Source organism: Nitrospira marina (assembly GCF_059568365.1).
In genome coordinates, this window is the sequence record NZ_JCANTH010000001.1 from 2,295,438 (window position 1) to 2,311,885 (window position 16,448).

The window sequence follows — 16,448 nt, forward strand, 5'->3', positions numbered from 1 at the left end:
CTAAGCTCCACAGAAGGAGATAAAACATTTTCCTATGAAAGAAATTCACTCGACTCCTGGCGCATCTATCCACAAACCGTCGATCGTCCCTCCCGTGATCGAGTCAGCCTCCACCTCAACCGCGGCCATCATCGGCTCATTTTCCAAGGGGTCGATGACGTCTCCGCAACAGGTCCGGACATGGGAAGCATTTGAGAAAGAATATGGGGGACTTGAAACAGAGGCCCTTTCCTCCCTTTGCATCAAACAATTCTTTGACAATGAAGGAAAAGCCATTTGGGTGGTACGTATTGGAACAGGACAGATCAAAGGCGTGTCTCGCTTTCTGCAAGGCCTTTCTCTTCTCGACCGCATAGGAGATTTCAATATTTTGTTCATTCCTCAAACCGAACAGCTCCCGGATACCCATGCGAGCAAAGTCATGCAAGCAGCCATTGCTCTTGTTGCCAGACGCCGTGCGATGTATGTCCTGGATGTCCCTCAACGCGATGCCCCCCGACAAACGGTCAGGGCTCTGACCACCTGGTTAAATCAGCAATCAGGAATTCACCATCCAAATGTGGCCATGTACGTTCCGCATGTCCAAGTCCCTCCGTCCCTTAAGAAGGCACCTCTGCACATCCCCGCCAGCGGCGCCATGGCTGGGGTATGGGCCAGGACCGATCAACAACGAGGAGTATGGAAACCCCCGGCAGGAACGGCCGCCATCCTTCATGGCATTCAGGGTATCGAGCAGACACTGACGCAACCGGAAATGAGACAACTCACTCAATTGGGGATCAATCCAATCCGGCAAACCTCTCCGTCACAGGTTGTCGCCTGGGGTGCACGAACCCTGTCACCCAACAGAGAATGGCAGTATCTTTCCGTCCGGCGTCTGGCCTTGTTTCTGGAATCAAGCCTACAACAGGGATTAGGGTGGGTAGTAGATGAACCGAACGACCAAACCCTGTGGGCTCATATTCGGCAAGCAATTGACGTATTTCTCCAAACACTCTTCCGGAAGGGGGCCTTCCAAGGACAAAAATCCCAGGAGGCTTATTTTGTCAAATGCGGACCGGATACCATTTCGTCCTCTGACCAGACTGCCGGTATCGTCAATATCAGGGTAGGGTTCGCTCCACTCAAACCAGCTGAATTCATTATTCTTACAATTCAACAGAAAGCCAAATCTGTCCGCCAAGCGTAATCCCTATTTTCATTGAAATTGCAAAGCCCCTGCTTTTTAAAACTGCAGTGAATGGGAAATGCCTGTCCATACACACACAGGATTTATGCGGCAATCTCAACCGAATCGCCTATCGATAGGGCCAAGCCAAACAACCCCAGATAGTGAGCAGTGAAAACGACCCGCCTTGCAGCATCACCTTCGGTATGAAAATGTTCGGAAACAATGAAGGGAATCCAGAAGCTGGTGGTGATGACGACTCGTGGATAGGCTTGTTGCTCCGAATCGGAACGCAACACGGTATAGGAGGAATCGACCGCATCCAAAGCTCGACGAACATGATCCTGCCCCCGTTCCAGTTTCACAAAAAACGGCTGACTCGACATCATCACGTGGGAATACCAGAAGGTGGCATTCTCAAGTCAGGCGGCTTGACTGGACAGAATGGGAGTGATGAATATTACTAATTTCCAGGGGCATATTGACCCACAGGCACGTTGCATATCAGAGGCCTCGGGGCGGTTCAAAAAAGTTCGTCCAGCAAGGCCGCAAATTGCCTGCCGTGTCCCGAAGGGCACAACTTATGTTTTGCGCGCAGAGCGTACTTCCAGTACGTGAGCACGGGAAAATGGCGAGAACGCCGCTGGCGGCTTTTTTCAACAGCCCCACAATGGACAGATACCCTACCATCACCGCTACCAACAGTACGAGGATCTTACGCCACATTCTGATTCATTCTTTCTCAATATGTATTGATTACGGTAATTCCTAGCCGCCCCACCTGTCCCAACCCATGGAAGCTCAAGTCAGGTGAAACTCCCTTCAGGGCTCTCTTTCGATTGTAACGGTCAGATGAGAAAAAACTTGACGAGGATTAATGAAATATTCAGGAGATGAACAAAGATATGTCCATTCACTATTATTTGTTGAGGAACGCCTGAGAGATCCCTTGCATGTCCAACGGAAAGCCTACGGAATATTCCTGAAACATCCCGGATACGGGATGTTGGAATCCTAGTGTACGTGCATGGAGCATCACCCGTGGTATGTCGATCTCCATCATCCGGCATACTTTCTGACCGCCATACGTCTCATCCCCCAAAATGGGGCACCCTAAGGACGCCAGATGAACCCGAAGCTGATGTGTCCGCCCTGTGCGTGGAAACAACACGACCTGTGAGGCCAGGTCACCAAATATGTGTTCCACCCGATACTCCGTGACCGCTCGTTGTGGCTGTGCGGTGTTGGATGAAACCTTTTTCGGTTCTCCCCGATCCCGCCCAATGGGCAACTCAATCACTCCCTGTTCATGGCGAGGTCTGCCCCAGACGAATGCCTCATAGATCCGATTGATCGAGTGTTTTTCAAACTGTGTCGCCAGAGTACGATGGGCATGATCGGTTTTGGCGACCACCATCACTCCGGAGGTGTCCTTATCCAGTCGATGAACCAGCCGTGGTAGCGCCCTTTTCCCATTAAATATTTCTGCATCAGCATGGTTGGGAATATGGGCCAACAGCGCATTGATCACGGTGCCCTCCCAGTTCCCTGCCGCGGGATGCACCACCACACCGGCAGGCTTGTTCAACACCAGGAGGACTTCATCCTCGTAAAGGATTTCCAAAGTCATAGCCTTCCCGTCAACCAGAAGCGGTCCCGGCTGGGGAACATCCATCGTAATGTGATCCCCTGGTTTAATGGTGTGACTCGGCTTGACCATCCTGTCATTGACCCGGATCCGTCCCAACTCAATCAAGCGTTGTAACCGTGAACGGGATATGTCCCGCTCACGGTTGACCAAAAATTGATCAAGGCGCTTGCGGGTTTCACCCTCCGTCACGATAAATTCAGTAATCATCTTTGTGGATCAGATGTGACAGAAAAGTGCAGGGTGGGACAATGGTCCGTGGATAGCTTCCTTCATGACCAACATAATAATTGCGAAATCCATGCGTCTACCCCATGTGAGGAAGCCCATTTCAAGCCTTTGTGTAACCATTTTCCCCTCTTTACCTACATTCCACACATGTCTATGTTTGCTTACCTATTCAGAAGATGTTGGAAAATCAGTTCAAAAAAATAACAATACAGAAAAATAGGAAGCGGCAACCCTACAGCAGTTCCAACCAGATAATCGCGAAAGCGAATGTCCGCAAGGGCCAGGGCATAATTTAGAGCGGGCAAGGTCTGAAACAGCAGGCGCAAGAACGCCACCGATAGAATTGGACGTTCATCCAGATGCGCAAAAATCGTGTCGGCCCATCGATGATTAAAGCTGCGAAGCGCCGTTCCACCCACCGCACGAATCAGGAGAAAACTGATCGTGGAAGAACACATCGCGGCCATCAAGGTCGCAACCCCACCCCATTCTTTACCCAACGCAAAGACGGCCCCGACTAAAAAGATCCATCCTGGCACATACAAGAGATTGCCGAAGCTAAAGGCCAGACAAAACAGCACAAGACCCCAAACCGGATACGCAAAAAATAATGACTGAATGACATCAGGCGATAGATGAGATCGCAGGCCGGTCAGTGTACCTATCACATACAGCAGGAGAAAGAACGCAATGATGGAAAGAAGCTTTTTCTTAGGATCGGTGATAAGAGAAAACGTCATTTTCACACGCATCTTACGGATGCATGCTGAAAAACTCAAAAACCACGGATACCCACAAGCGGGTTAAATGAGAGGAAAACAGACCAATACCAACTCAGGAGATACATTTGAACCCGTTGACATGGCCAGCTCAAGAACCTTCGCGGTTCCCCTCAATAGGCTCTGACTTCGTCAACCATTGCAGAGTCAAACGGGAAATTTCCAGCTCCTGATACACCTAACACAAATCCAACGGCGTTGATGCTCTTTCATACCGACACAGGCAGACATAACTTCACAATCATTCATTTCTCCAATCGTACACCATCCCCGATTCGAATCGCACCGCCCTGTATGACTGAAGCATAGACCCCGACATTGCCAAGATTGTGTTGGACCGCTGTGCGTAAAATCCCGGGGTCCTTTAGAAGTTCTCCTTGCGCTAGCGTCGTCATGACACACCGACCGCATGAGCCGGTAATCTTCAACCGCACGTTGTTCCCAATGCCTAGCGTCTGACCAATCCACCCCTGTTCGATAAAGCCTTGCTCATCAGCTCCAGTGTCCACAACAACGTTCGGCCGAAACCGCGGCACCTCAAAACGCCCTTCCGGATATGCCTCACGAAGTTGATTAAGCGTGCCCGTCGTCAGAAGGTGTACCATCGCGGCATCGAAAAATGTGCCGGTCGGAAGAGAGAAATCCGTCACGGTGTCCCGTTTCTCGCGACCATCCATGTCGGGCCAGTATTCCTCAGACTGCGCAATCCATTTTTCAGGCATGGCTGATTGGACGCCGGTCATCTTCCCACCCTCGATGAGCGCCAGGGTGACCTCACGGTTCAGAGCTTTGGAAAGGACCTGGGGCAGATCCTGTTGCTCACTGGTAACCATTGTGCCGTCAGGCAGCGTGATGCGGATGCGAGATCCGGATTCTTTGCCTCCTGACGGCTCCAAGAAAGTTGCCTCAAAGGCAAACATATTGGGCCATTTTTTGGGATTTTTGGCTGTGGCTACTTTGCCATCGTCACGATCCAGGATGGCATAGGCACGGTCTCCGACAAGTCCGTGATCAGTAACCTGGGCAAGGGACAAGGCTTCACCTCTCATCGACTTGACTGGATAGCGCCACAACGACTGAATGACTCCCATTTCGGATTGCAAAACTTTTGTCACTTCTTACTCTCCTTTTTTAAATAGTGATCTCTCAGGGTAATCACACAGTCATTCTCAGGAATGGCTGAGTCTGAAACAATTTCCCGCCGATGTGCTCTATAAGGAAGAGCCAGGGTACTTGGGAGGATGAGACCTCATCCCCCCAAGACTTTTACAGAACCAAATATTCCAGGCAGGATTATGGAATTTCGACAATATCAGATTTCATGGAACCGAGCAGCCCAAGTAATTCATCCTGTTCCGGTTTCGGAACCTTGAATGTATTGAGTGCCGTGACCAGGTCCTCAACCATAGCCGTAAAGTCGGCATTGGTAATCCGCATTCCCGCATGCGTCGACTTCATGTCCCTGCCCGTATAGGTGCAGGGCCCACCAGTCGCATTACAGACTTGATCCACCAGATGTCCCTTCAGTTTCGGAATATCGGTAGTGGCAAAGCGACCATTAATACGGTCATCGTTAGCAACATTGCTCACAAATTCATCGATGACCGCCGTGATAGCCGGCTTTCCCCCTAACCGTTCGTACAACGATGTCGTCGCCTTTCCCGCCGGGGGTTCAACCGTTGAACAGGCCGCCCCACTCAGGGACAACCCTAGAGCGAGCCCGAGACACACATTCCTCACCCATGCACGCATACTATTTGCTCCTTTCGTTGGTAACCGGGAGTCGGCGTTCAGGCTATCCCTGGAAACCCGTCTTACTCCCGTACATAAAATCCTTCGCCTTAAATACTGGCTTTCACATCGTCCATGGATGCACCAAAATTCACGTGAAATACCTGCCCCTCTAACACCAGGGCAGGAACAGACTTCACACCTGCCGTTTCGGCCTCACCCACCCGATCGGGGGTCCGTGCAAAATGAACGATTTCCAGATCGTATTGCTGACGATCGATGGCCTGAGTCACCATGGTTTCCGCAGAAACGCAGACCGGGCACCCTGCATGATAAAACACGGCTTTCTTCATACACTGTCTCCTTTTGAAAGATTGAAATTAGTATTGAGTCGAAACTAGTTGAAATTTACCAGCGGTATTCGCATTTGTCAAATCTGTATCGAGACGATACAATTGATCTATGAGTGCCCGAGAAGCCAATGATGTCTTAGAGCGATTGTGTAACCTGCAACGGATGGAGGCACGGGCGTTTGGTCTGCGTTACGGATTACAACCAGTGCAGATGGAAGCGCTGACGTATCTGACGCAATGCAATCGCTATTCAAATACGCCGCAAGCCGTGGCGGAGTATCTGGGACTCACGAAGGGAACCGTTTCACAATCGCTCAAGGTCTTAGAGCAGAAGGGATTCCTACGGAAGCAGACGGATAATGAGGACAAACGAATCGTACGCCTTGCGCCGACCACCAAAGGGAGCAATCTCATAAAAAAGGCCCTTCTCACCAGAAGTCTGGAACCGGCACTGGCGAGGACGGATTCAATAAAAATCGCTCAACTGACTTCTGCTTTGCGCTCAATCCTGCGAGGAATGCAGCAGGTCAATGGACGAAAAGCCTTTGGTGCCTGCCACACCTGTCGTTTCAATGAAGATCATGAAAAGAACGGGTATGTCTGCGGTTTGACACGAGAACCGCTGAGTGTGCAAGACATTCAATTAATCTGCCGCGAGCACGAATATCCGCATTAGCGCATCTTGCACCACATCATTGGGACTTCTCTCACATAGACAAGTGCCGAAATCATCTCCTCTCCCCTCTTCCGCGAAGGACCTCACACGCGTCCTGTGGCGTCCGCGTATTTCCGGCTATTCGGAAAGCGTCTTGTACAGTTTGACCGGTGTCCGTTTTTTCCGCATGCGAATATTGAGCATTTCCACCGTGATGGAAAACGCCATGGCAAAATAAATATAGCCCTTCGGGACATGCACCTCGAACCCCTCCACCATCAGGGTCACACCCACGAGAATAAGAAATGAGAGGGCAAGAACCTTGATGGTCGGATGCTCATCGACAAAATCTCCAATCGCTTTTGCGGCCATCAGCATCACGAGGACGGCCAGGATGATGGCGATCGCCATGAGAGAAACCTGATCAACCAGACCGACCGCCGTGATCACCGAATCCAGTGAAAACACAATATCCAAAACCGCAATCTGGACAAGAACCATTCCCAAACTCGCAGCCACAATCGTGTGCCCCCTCTCTTCTTCCAGCCCTTCCAGGCTGTTATGAATTTCATGCGTGGCTTTCGCCATGAGAAACAATCCACCGCCGACCAGAATAATATCGCGCCCTGAAATCGTGTGGGTGAACACCGTCACCAAGGGTTCGGTTAACCCCATGACCCATGAAATCGAAAACAGCAATCCCAGGCGTGCCACCATGGCGAGACCAAGCCCTGCTCTTCTGGCAAACCCTCGCTGACTCTCGGGAAGACGTCCGACAAGGATGGAGATGAAGATAATATTATCGATCCCCAGGACAATTTCTAACGCGGTTAACGTGCCTAATGCGATCCATGCTTCAGGACTTGTCAGCCATTCAAACATCAGATTCTCCTCTTCTTTCTTTTGATCATCGAATGCGTTGAGCCATGCCGGCAGCAACATTCCTCCGTAGCGATGTGCGACCATGCAGGATGCGCCGGCATGAATATGTGCGCCATTTTCTAGGGTGGATCCTGCACTTCTTGGTTCGTGAACAGGAAACAGTGCTGACCTGTCTTCCCACGATGAGCTGTCCTAAGAGTGACATTCCCGAAACTGTCCCTAGATGGCATGAGAGACCCACCCTATTCAGCATAAGTGATTTATAAAAAACAGATAATAATCAAATACTTACAATATTTGCACTCGATGTAGTCATGAGTGGGTCGGTGGCAACCACCTCTCTTGACACCTCCCATGCCACAATGTAACCATTGGTTACATGACGCCTGAAGCCTTCAAACAGATCCGGCAACGCCTGGGATTAACCCAAACCCAACTAGCTGAACGTCTCCGCACCACTCGTATGACCATTACCCGCTATGAATGCGGAATGCGTCGGATTCCCGGAGTGGTCGAAGCCATCCTCTCCCAACTGGATTCTCCGACACAGATTCCCATGGCCGGCATCGTCGCGGCCGGCAACCCGATTGAGCCCATTCCCCAAACTGAGCTGGTGGAGGTTCCACCTTCCATGCTGCGAACGGGAGACAATTTCGCATTACGAGTGAAAGGTGAATCGATGCGGGATGAAGGCATCCTGCCGGGTGACCTGGTGATTGTACACAAGCAACGAATGGCGCGAAATGGACAAACCGTGGTCGCGCTGGTGAATCGGGAGGCGACGATTAAGAAATATTACAACAAAGAAGGGCAAATAGAACTGCATCCGGCGAACGCAACCATGACTCCGATTCTGGTGACGCCGCAGGATGAATTTGTGATCGAAGGAGTGGTGATCGGGGTCATTCGGCATTGTGGCTAGATGCAAAATGATGGACCGTCAAATTGTCTGTTTATGCATTCCTCGATTCGAAGTGGCCCTGGCTCGCGTCGACGCCCCCTCCTTACGCACCAGACCTGTCGCCGTGGCTTCCGCCCATGCGTCCCGTGCCATCATCCGTGAAGTTTCTCCCGAAGCTGAAGACGCCGGAGTCATACCCGGACTTCAGGCCGATCGGGCCAGACGACGCTGTCCCTCGCTTCGACTCGTGCCTCCCAACCCTACTCGTGTTGCCCAAGCCCATCATGCCCTCGTGTCGTGCATGATACCGATCGCACCCATTTGGGAGTCGTTTAGGCCTGGGCATTTTTATTTAGATTTGACCGGCACCACACGGCTCTTTGGCGCAACCTGTGACACCACGATGCGTTTAGAGCGCGATGTGACATCGCGACTTGGGCTACAAGCCGTCGCCGGTATCGGGACCAATAAGCTTGTCGCGCAAATGGCCAGCTCCATCCTCACGCCGCCCCAATTATGTGATGTCCGGGCAGGCTCCGAACAGGACTTTTTATCGCCTTTACCCGTCTCAATACTTCCCGGGCTACAAGGTCCTGGAGGGTCCGCACTCCACACACGCTTGACCGATTTGAATCTACAGACCATCGGCGACGTGAGCGACGTGAGCTTGGAAGCCTTGGAAACCGTCTGCGGTCGATGGGGCCACCGGCTCTATCAGTGGGCACGCGGGATTGATTTTTTGCCGGTCGTTGCTCCTGAGGCCTCGTTATCGCTGACCCATTCTTATCTCTTTGAGCCTGATACGATTGACCACGACCGGCTCCTTGGAGGCCTGTCATGTCTTCTGGATTCTCTCTGCCATGATCTACGTCGGCGACAGCGCCTGTGTCATCGCCTCAGACTGACGCTGCTCTCTAGTGATCAGCTCACGGTTCACCATTCATCTGTCTTATCCACACCCACACATTGGGAGGTTGATATGTTTCCATCAGCTCAGACCTTATTCCGTCGGTGCTTCCAACGACGCGTCCGCGTGCGCTCACTGACCATTCGAAGTAATAGCTTTCGTCCTCCACCCGAACAACTATCGCTCTTCCCATTACATGACCAGGAAGAACCTCAGGCACTCCCCCGTCCCCATCGATTGGCATTAGCCCTTGATCGTTTGCATACCCGGTTCGGCATGAAAGTCATTCAATGGGGACGCTCACACCTGGCCTCTCGTTTAGATTGAATAGGGTGAATCTTGAAAAATTCTCAAGCGATGCTACCCTCTGGGGCATGAGCACCCTCATTTTTTTGGCCTTACTTAATATGCAAAATAAGCAATGAATAATAGGTGTTTTGTATTTTAAAATGATTGAAATTAATCAAAAACTTTAACTAATGATTTATCCACAGATAGAAAAAATAAGGCATCACTTCAATCAACAGGTTATCAACATGAACATAAAGTAAACCGATACTTTAATTAAAAATGGGTACGCAATTTATCATTATTGCCGCATTATTTCATGTCAGCCTTTGTCCATTTACACGTTCATTCGGAGTACTCCCCGATGCAAGGAGTGTCCTCACTGGAAACCTTGTGCCAGACGGCAAAGGGACAGGGAGCCGAGACACTTGCCCTGACCGATACGAACGGGCTGTACGGTGCCATTCGCTTTATCGAGGTCGCACAGGCCCATGGCTTACGCCCGATCCTGGGAGCCGAACTGACCCACAACCGGCACCGCGCCGTGCTCCTGGTCAAAGATTCTTTTGGCTATATCAATCTCTGCCGCCTGCTCTCCCAACGCCATTGCGATGACGACTTTGACTGCATCGCCGCGGTTCAGGAGCATCGCCAAGGACTGATTATTCTCTCTGATGACCCTGCCGCGCTGACGGCCTGGAAACGCCACTCACCTAGCGATCTATACGTAGAGCTCTCGCCTGGCGCACTCATGCACCAGGCCCTGGCCTTTAGCCGCCGCACATGCCTTCCTCCCGTCGCAACCAACCGGGTGCATTTCGTGACCCACCAGGAATTCCCCTTCCATCAAATTCTCCGCGCGATCGCCTTAAATACCACCCTCTCTCAGTTGCCGCCGGAGGCATGCTGTGCACCCCATCATTGGTTGATGCCACCTGCGAGACTGGCTTCACAGTTTCCCCATGTGCCTCACGCGATGGCCAATACCTGGAAGATCGCGCAGCAGTGCCAGACCGAGTGGTCGTTCAAAGAGACGATTTTTCCAAGTTTTCGCCAGCTCTCCGACCCGCATGCCTTCACTCTGCTACGCGAGAAGACCTACGACGGGGCCCGATGGCGGTACGGCTCACTGACAGCGGTCGTGACTGATCGGATCGAACGCGAGCTGAGCGTCATCCGGGATAAAGGCTACGCCCATTATTTTCTGGTGGTTGACGAGATTGTCCGCCAGGCGCCTCGCACCTGTGGCCGGGGATCGGCAGCGGCATCCATTGTGTCCTATTGCCTGGGGATTACCCATGTGGATCCCATCCGGCACAATCTGTTCTTTGAACGCTTTTTAAATCCCGGGCGTCACGATCCGCCGGATATCGACGTGGATTTTCCCTGGGATGAGCGCGACCGCATTGTGGATTTTGTCTTTGCGCGCTATGGCAGCCGGCAGGCCGGCATGGTGGCCAATCAGAATACACTGGCACTTCGGGCAGCCGTGCGGGAAGTCGCCAAAGTCTATGGCATGCCTCCGGCGGAAATTCAGCAGGTGAGTCGACTGCTGACTCGCCTCCCGCTCACTGATCTTCCGGCTCAAGAGTCCTCTATCTCCCCATGTAGCCAATCTGCGATCCGGCAGACTCCCCGCCTTCCCAATATTCGAGAAAATGAGAAGCCTCGCTCTCTTCCATCTTCGCCGTCTTCGAGATCACACAATGGCAAAAAACCACCCTCACACCTTGATGAGGCCTCGGCGTTCATCGATTTGCGCGAGCCATGGCCGGAAATTGTCAGACTCGCCCTTCAACTTCAGGGACGGTTTCGTCATCTGTCGCTGCATTGCGGGGGCATCGTGATTGTCCCTGATGACCTCCGCCGCTATGTGCCGGTGGAAGTGGCCGCAAAGGGTGTTCCGGTCATTCAATGGGAGAAAGATCAAACGGAAGATGCCGGCCTGGTCAAAATCGATCTCCTGGGCAATCGATCCTTAGCCGTCATCCGGGATGCCCTTGCGGCAATTGCAGAACACACCGGCCGACAGATCGACTATGCCACCTGGGACCCATTAACCGACCCCAAAACGCAACAGCTCATTCAACGGGGTGAGACAATTGGATGTTTTTACATCGAATCGCCTGCTACCCGACTGCTTCTCAAAAAACTCTGGACGGGCATGCCGGCGGATCGGCGCATGCATGCGGATGTCTTTGAGTATCTCGTCATCGTCTCATCATTGATTCGTCCCGCCGCGAACCGGTTCATTCAAGAATTTGTCCGGCGGGCGCATGGCGGCGCCTATCGCCCCTTGCATTCGTTAGTGGAAAGCGTGCTCGGGGAAACCCACGGCATCATGGTGTATCAGGAAGACGTGACCAAAGTGGCCATGGGTCTGGCGGGGTTTTCCGTGGAAGATGGCGACCAACTCAGGAAAATCCTCAGCAAAAAACATAAGCAACGCCGGCTTCGCGATTATCAACGCCAATTTGTCGACGGCGCGCGCGCGCGCGGTGTGGATGCGCGAACGATCGAGCGGGTATGGGCAATGACGATGAGTTTTACCGGCTATAGTTTTTGTAAACCGCATTCGGCCAGTTATGCGCAGGTGTCATTTAAGTCGGCCTATCTCCGTGCCCATTATCCTGGGGAATTCATGGCCGCCGTCATCAGCAACCAAGGTGGGTTTTATTCAACCTTCGCCTATCTGTCAGAAGCCCGCCGGATGGGATTGACCGTGCTCTCCCCGGACATCAATGTCAGCGCATGGGCATATGAGGGAGAAGGAACGACCATCCGCATGGGCTTGATGCAAATCAAAGGCATCGTACGGGGATTCATTGATCGGCTTCTCGAAGAACGATCTCGCCACGGCCCGTTTCAGTCGTTTCATGATTTTCTGAGCAGACTCAACCCCGAACCGGCGCAGACGCGGTTATTGGTTCTGGCAGGTTGCTTCGATGCTATTGCCGGTGAGGTCACCCGCCCCGGCCTGCTCTGGCGGGTCTACGCCGAGCATCCAACCTTTGGCATCTCCTCACCCAGATCAGTTGCACAACACGCCACCCCGCTGTTGCCATCCGTTCGTCTGCTCCCGATTCCGAATGAATATGACACAGAACGGCTGATCCAGCATGAGATTGGGCTCTTCGGCTTCCCCCTCCGTTGTCATCCGTTGACGCTCTATGCGAAACATTTGCAATGCCTGCAAATCACTCCCGCAACAGAGATGGCTATGCATATCGGCCGTCGGATCATGATGGTTGGCTGGCTGATCACGGAAAAGGCCGCCTCGACGAAACATGGCAAACCCATGGAATTTATCACGCTGGAAGATACCACGGCACTTTACGATGCCACGCTGTTCCCCGAAATATTCCAACGATACGGACCGTTACTCACGAACGAACGGCCGCTTCTTCTGGAGGGATTGGTGGAGGAAGACTTCACCGCCACCACACTGACGGTACAGCATATGCGAGTGATCGGTTAACACCCAAGCTGTCCAAACATAGCCTTCACAGTTAAGCATGGGCCGAACACATCCTGGTTCAGGCCCCCCACACCATATTGTCACCCTGAGCCAACAGGAAGGGGTCTATGTTCAGATAGAGAAGTTATTTGTTAGGAGATATTGCAGCCTGCAGAGGCGCCAGCTCGCCTTCAAAGGGATAGGTAACGACATCGCGATCCCTTAAGATTCTTTTTTCTTCGGCGGGTCGAACTCTTCCAGCGGTTGGAAATTGACTGGGAGTTGAAATAAATAATCGGTTACGGGCCGCAGCTTCACATGTCGATACTCGACACTCCAGCTTCCGTCCTTCCTGGTCAACTGCATCGGGAACTGAATGTCGGTGGCAAACCATTGGTAGTAGACATCGGTCTCATCGCCCTGCTTCACCGTCACCTCATATAGGATCGTCGGATGGCCCTCGCGCGTCTCCCTGCCGATCTCTTCGCGCGAGATCTCTCCTTCCAGATGCTCACTCAATTTTGGCTCCTGAGCAGGATCGTAGGGGAGCGTCTTGAAGTGTCTCACGCGGGAGAGCAGCAGCCACATGAGCTGCTTGTCTTTACGCACAATGGTGACATTGACCGGACCCATCGACTGATGTTCCAACCGCCACCGGTCATCCCGATAGTACAGATTGGCCTTTTGAGTCTGCCGCCCGAACTTAAGGATCTGATCTGCAGTAAATTCCAGTCCCCAAGCCTCAAGGCCTGAAAAGAAGGCACTGACGATCAATACTCCGGTGAGAATCCGACAACGCATGTACTTATATTACCATATTCGAGTCTAGTGCCTCAAAAGATTATTGCCTTGGCACCGGGATAATCTTTTCATGCCGAATATTCTCCTCACCAGTTTGTCCATTTCAACGAGCCTGCTTTCAGCTGTAGATCTCTCATCAAAAGTTTCTGCCCCGGTTATTTGCAAATTAGTGAATTTGAACAGTGCGCGGGTTGCGTTTTCGCTCAGAATAGGAGGAAGTCAACCTCCAATTCCAAGAATTAAAAAGTCATCTCGATGGACCAACGCCTGTATTTAGTGGGATTAGGCAGATTTTCCTGTGGTGACATCTCAATGAATAATCTTGGACCTAATTTTGCAAAAAGACTTTGGAAGGGGAAATATTAGAGGACCGTACAATGAAACCTTTTATTTCAGAAGGCTTGCGAAAGCATCCGAGATCTCAACCAATACCTGAACATGCAATGCAGACTTCATAGTTAAAGGAGCGATGTATGCTTGAAGAATTTATGTACAACTTTACCCATAACTTGTTCAAACCGTTGTTGCTATTTTTCTATCTTGGATTTTTAGTCCCCATCCTCAAAGTACCGTTTGAATTTCCACACGTCCTGTATAAGGGATTAACCATTTATCTTTTGATCGCTATCGGTTGGCACGGAGGCGAAGAACTGGCTTCTCTCTCAATGGCCGAATTGCAACATGCTCTTGGATTCATGGTAATTGGTTTTTTCACAAACCTGATCATCGGCATCGCCGCCTATATTATCCTTCGAAAAACAAAGTTGCGGCGAATTGATGCTGCAACCGTAGCCGGATATTATGGCTCTGACTCAGCGGGGACTTTTGTCACCTGTCTCGGAGTGCTGGCCGCGGCGAATATCGCCTTCGCAGCCTATATGCCTGTTCTTCTTGCCGTCATGGAAATCCCCGGCTGCCTGGTGGCTCTTTACCTCGTATCGCGCCTTCGGGCCTCCGGCAGGCTGGACGCCCTTGGGAATATGCCGGATGAGCCGGGATATAATCCTTACGCCCGCAAACTCGTAGACCCCACAACTGAAGGCGAAGACAGTCACACTAACCATGTCGAACAGCTCCCGGTTTCTTTGCCGGCCCAATCGCTGGGTGCAGCAGCCGCAGCCGACTATGCGGAACCAAAACCGATCTTTAGTGGAAAAATGCTACACGAGATTTTCCTGAACCCTGGACTGTATTTGCTCTTCGGGGGCATCCTGATTGGATTTATCAGCCGGCTCCAAGGTGTGAAGGTCACAGAAGTCGACGACAGATTCTTTGTTGCCCTCTTCCACGGCATCTTATCTCTCTTTTTATTGGAAATGGGAATGACCGCTAGCAGACGACTCCAAGACCTTAAACACGCAGGGCTATCATTCATCTTATTCGGCCTCATCGCTCCAAACGTTTTTGCCACGGTTGGGATCGTGGTGGCCCATAGTTACAGTATGCTCCTCGGAGTACCCTTTACACTCGGCACCTATGCGCTCTTTGCTGTGTTGTGTGGGGCAGCGTCCTACATTGCAGTTCCGGCGGTTCAACGGCTGGCGATTCCGGAAGCGAGTCCAACACTGCCATTGGCAGCCTCGTTAGGTCTGACGTTTTCATATAACGTGACGATCGGCATCCCCGTTTATATTATGATTGCCACGGCACTGACCAGAGCAATACCTGTTGGCTAACCAAGGAATGCTTAAGGAAAAGTAAAAAACGGCCACCATCTTTTGTGTGAATAGGTATGCCTCTTGGAACAAATCAATCCAAAGGAGAGGTTTTCTCACATTCCACGGGAACGGGGTGGAACATCCATTGGGCGCTAGGGTAGATATTATCTGAAACACTTTGGATAATTGAAACACGTTCTTTAAGGGCTTCGTAAACTTCTCCACCAAATAGTGTGACTTCTTTAACAATCTCCAATTTCTTGCTGGGGACCTCAGCCTCGTTTCGAGTTGCCATTCATCCTCCTGCAATGGGGATCTCTGAATGTTCAGTATGGCCATATGCAAGATTCTAAAACTCCCCGACCGCCCGAATATGGAGGACGGCCCATTCAGACAGAACATGGTTAAGAAAAAATTATGAGCAAGCACTCGCTCTTCATCAAGGGGAATTCATTTAGAAAAACGACGTAGTTCATATCCAAACATGATCATCGTACTTTAATTAAATGATGAAAAACCTGGAGGTGCAAAATGCCCGCAGTTAAGGCAGTACTGGTTACCATCATTGCCGAAAGTGGTGTGGTACCGAATCTCAAAGATCTGGTGAAACGGGCGGGAGCGACGGGCTATACGATCGAAGAGGTCGCTGCAGGATGCGGCACACATGGACACCGGAGCGGCAATTTGGAAAGTGACCAGACAACCAAGATGCTCCTAGTGGTTTCCCAATCAGTTGCGCATAGGATCTTTGAAGAGATCGAACGAACAATGGAACCTTTCTATGCCATTACAGTATTCAGACATGAGGTTGACGTCCTCATGCCCCTCGTCGACAATTAACCAACCTATTTCATTCCAACATGAGCGTCCTGGCCGAAGCCAGAACTGGAGTCCTGGTGGAAAATAAACCTTTATTCATGACTTCTTGCAGGCACCTCCTGCACAAAAGGGAAACCGGGAAAGCTCTGGAGATTACCAGGCATGAGACA

At 51.4% G+C, this 16,448-nt stretch carries 16 protein-coding genes; 7 read left to right on the top strand and 9 right to left on the bottom strand.

The window, feature by feature from the left end:
* Positions 1 to 34 precede the first annotated feature (34 nt).
* Positions 35 to 1,189 (top strand): phage tail sheath C-terminal domain-containing protein, encoded by a 1,155-nt coding sequence (locus LX98_RS09490; RefSeq protein ID WP_496428665.1) that lies wholly within the window; start codon positions 35 to 37, stop codon positions 1,187 to 1,189.
* Between the two features lie 83 nt (positions 1,190 to 1,272).
* On the opposite strand, the gene LX98_RS09495 is transcribed toward LX98_RS09490, so the two are convergent.
* The 6 genes from LX98_RS09495 to LX98_RS09520 all read right to left on the bottom strand — a co-directional run bounded on the left by LX98_RS09495 (position 1,273) and on the right by LX98_RS09520 (position 5,910).
* Complete coding sequence (locus LX98_RS09495; protein ID WP_496428666.1) at positions 1,273 to 1,560, bottom strand: hypothetical protein; 288 nt, start codon at positions 1,558 to 1,560, stop codon at positions 1,273 to 1,275.
* A 527-nt stretch (positions 1,561 to 2,087) separates the two neighbouring features.
* Entirely contained in the window at positions 2,088 to 3,026 is a 939-nt protein-coding gene (locus tag LX98_RS09500; RefSeq protein WP_496428667.1) for an RluA family pseudouridine synthase, read from the bottom strand.
* 182 nt (positions 3,027 to 3,208) lie between these two features.
* On the bottom strand, positions 3,209 to 3,787 hold the full coding sequence (locus tag LX98_RS09505; protein ID WP_496428668.1) for a VTT domain-containing protein: 579 nt from the start codon (positions 3,785 to 3,787) through the stop codon (positions 3,209 to 3,211).
* A gap of 284 nt (positions 3,788 to 4,071) precedes the next feature.
* On the bottom strand, positions 4,072 to 4,941 hold the full coding sequence (locus LX98_RS09510; RefSeq protein WP_496428669.1) for an MOSC domain-containing protein: 870 nt from the start codon (positions 4,939 to 4,941) through the stop codon (positions 4,072 to 4,074).
* A gap of 178 nt (positions 4,942 to 5,119) precedes the next feature.
* Positions 5,120 to 5,578 carry a globin domain-containing protein gene (locus LX98_RS09515; protein ID WP_496428670.1) on the bottom strand — a complete coding sequence of 153 codons (459 nt, stop codon included), beginning with the start codon at positions 5,576 to 5,578 and terminating at the stop codon, positions 5,120 to 5,122.
* A gap of 89 nt (positions 5,579 to 5,667) precedes the next feature.
* A complete protein-coding gene (locus tag LX98_RS09520) occupies positions 5,668 to 5,910 on the bottom strand; it encodes a thioredoxin family protein (RefSeq protein ID WP_496428671.1) in 243 nt (80 codons plus the stop codon).
* 109 nt (positions 5,911 to 6,019) lie between these two features.
* Between LX98_RS09520 and LX98_RS09525 the strand changes: the two genes are divergently transcribed.
* Entirely contained in the window at positions 6,020 to 6,586 is a 567-nt protein-coding gene (locus tag LX98_RS09525; protein WP_496428672.1) for a MarR family transcriptional regulator, read from the top strand.
* A 117-nt stretch (positions 6,587 to 6,703) separates the two neighbouring features.
* Here the strand turns inward: LX98_RS09525 and LX98_RS09530 are convergent, their stop codons facing one another.
* On the bottom strand, positions 6,704 to 7,447 hold the full coding sequence (locus LX98_RS09530; RefSeq protein WP_496430588.1) for a TerC family protein: 744 nt from the start codon (positions 7,445 to 7,447) through the stop codon (positions 6,704 to 6,706).
* A 379-nt stretch (positions 7,448 to 7,826) separates the two neighbouring features.
* Here LX98_RS09530 and lexA point away from each other — a divergent pair, with 379 nt between their 5' ends.
* From lexA to LX98_RS09545, 3 genes are all read left to right on the top strand, one after another.
* The gene (gene lexA, locus LX98_RS09535) at positions 7,827 to 8,369 is read left to right on the top strand and encodes a transcriptional repressor LexA (protein ID WP_312641151.1); all 543 of its coding nucleotides are present in this window, start codon (positions 7,827 to 7,829) and stop codon (positions 8,367 to 8,369) included.
* Positions 8,370 to 8,376: 7 nt separating this feature from the next.
* The gene (locus LX98_RS09540) at positions 8,377 to 9,582 is read left to right on the top strand and encodes a Y-family DNA polymerase (protein WP_496428673.1); all 1,206 of its coding nucleotides are present in this window, start codon (positions 8,377 to 8,379) and stop codon (positions 9,580 to 9,582) included.
* 280 nt (positions 9,583 to 9,862) lie between these two features.
* A complete protein-coding gene (locus tag LX98_RS09545) occupies positions 9,863 to 13,021 on the top strand; it encodes a DNA polymerase III subunit alpha (RefSeq protein ID WP_496428674.1) in 3,159 nt (1,052 codons plus the stop codon).
* A 201-nt stretch (positions 13,022 to 13,222) separates the two neighbouring features.
* On the opposite strand, the gene LX98_RS09550 is transcribed toward LX98_RS09545, so the two are convergent.
* Complete coding sequence (locus LX98_RS09550) at positions 13,223 to 13,801, bottom strand: hypothetical protein (protein WP_496428675.1); 579 nt, start codon at positions 13,799 to 13,801, stop codon at positions 13,223 to 13,225.
* Positions 13,802 to 14,274: 473 nt separating this feature from the next.
* Between LX98_RS09550 and LX98_RS09555 the strand changes: the two genes are divergently transcribed.
* Positions 14,275 to 15,477, top strand: coding sequence for a sodium-dependent bicarbonate transport family permease (locus LX98_RS09555; protein WP_496428676.1), 1,203 nt, complete (start codon positions 14,275 to 14,277; stop codon positions 15,475 to 15,477).
* A 73-nt stretch (positions 15,478 to 15,550) separates the two neighbouring features.
* On the opposite strand, the gene LX98_RS09560 is transcribed toward LX98_RS09555, so the two are convergent.
* Positions 15,551 to 15,754, bottom strand: coding sequence for a hypothetical protein (locus LX98_RS09560; protein WP_496428677.1), 204 nt, complete (start codon positions 15,752 to 15,754; stop codon positions 15,551 to 15,553).
* Between the two features lie 236 nt (positions 15,755 to 15,990).
* Here LX98_RS09560 and LX98_RS09565 point away from each other — a divergent pair, with 236 nt between their 5' ends.
* Complete coding sequence (locus tag LX98_RS09565) at positions 15,991 to 16,299, top strand: P-II family nitrogen regulator (RefSeq protein ID WP_496428678.1); 309 nt, start codon at positions 15,991 to 15,993, stop codon at positions 16,297 to 16,299.
* Positions 16,300 to 16,448 lie beyond the last annotated feature (149 nt).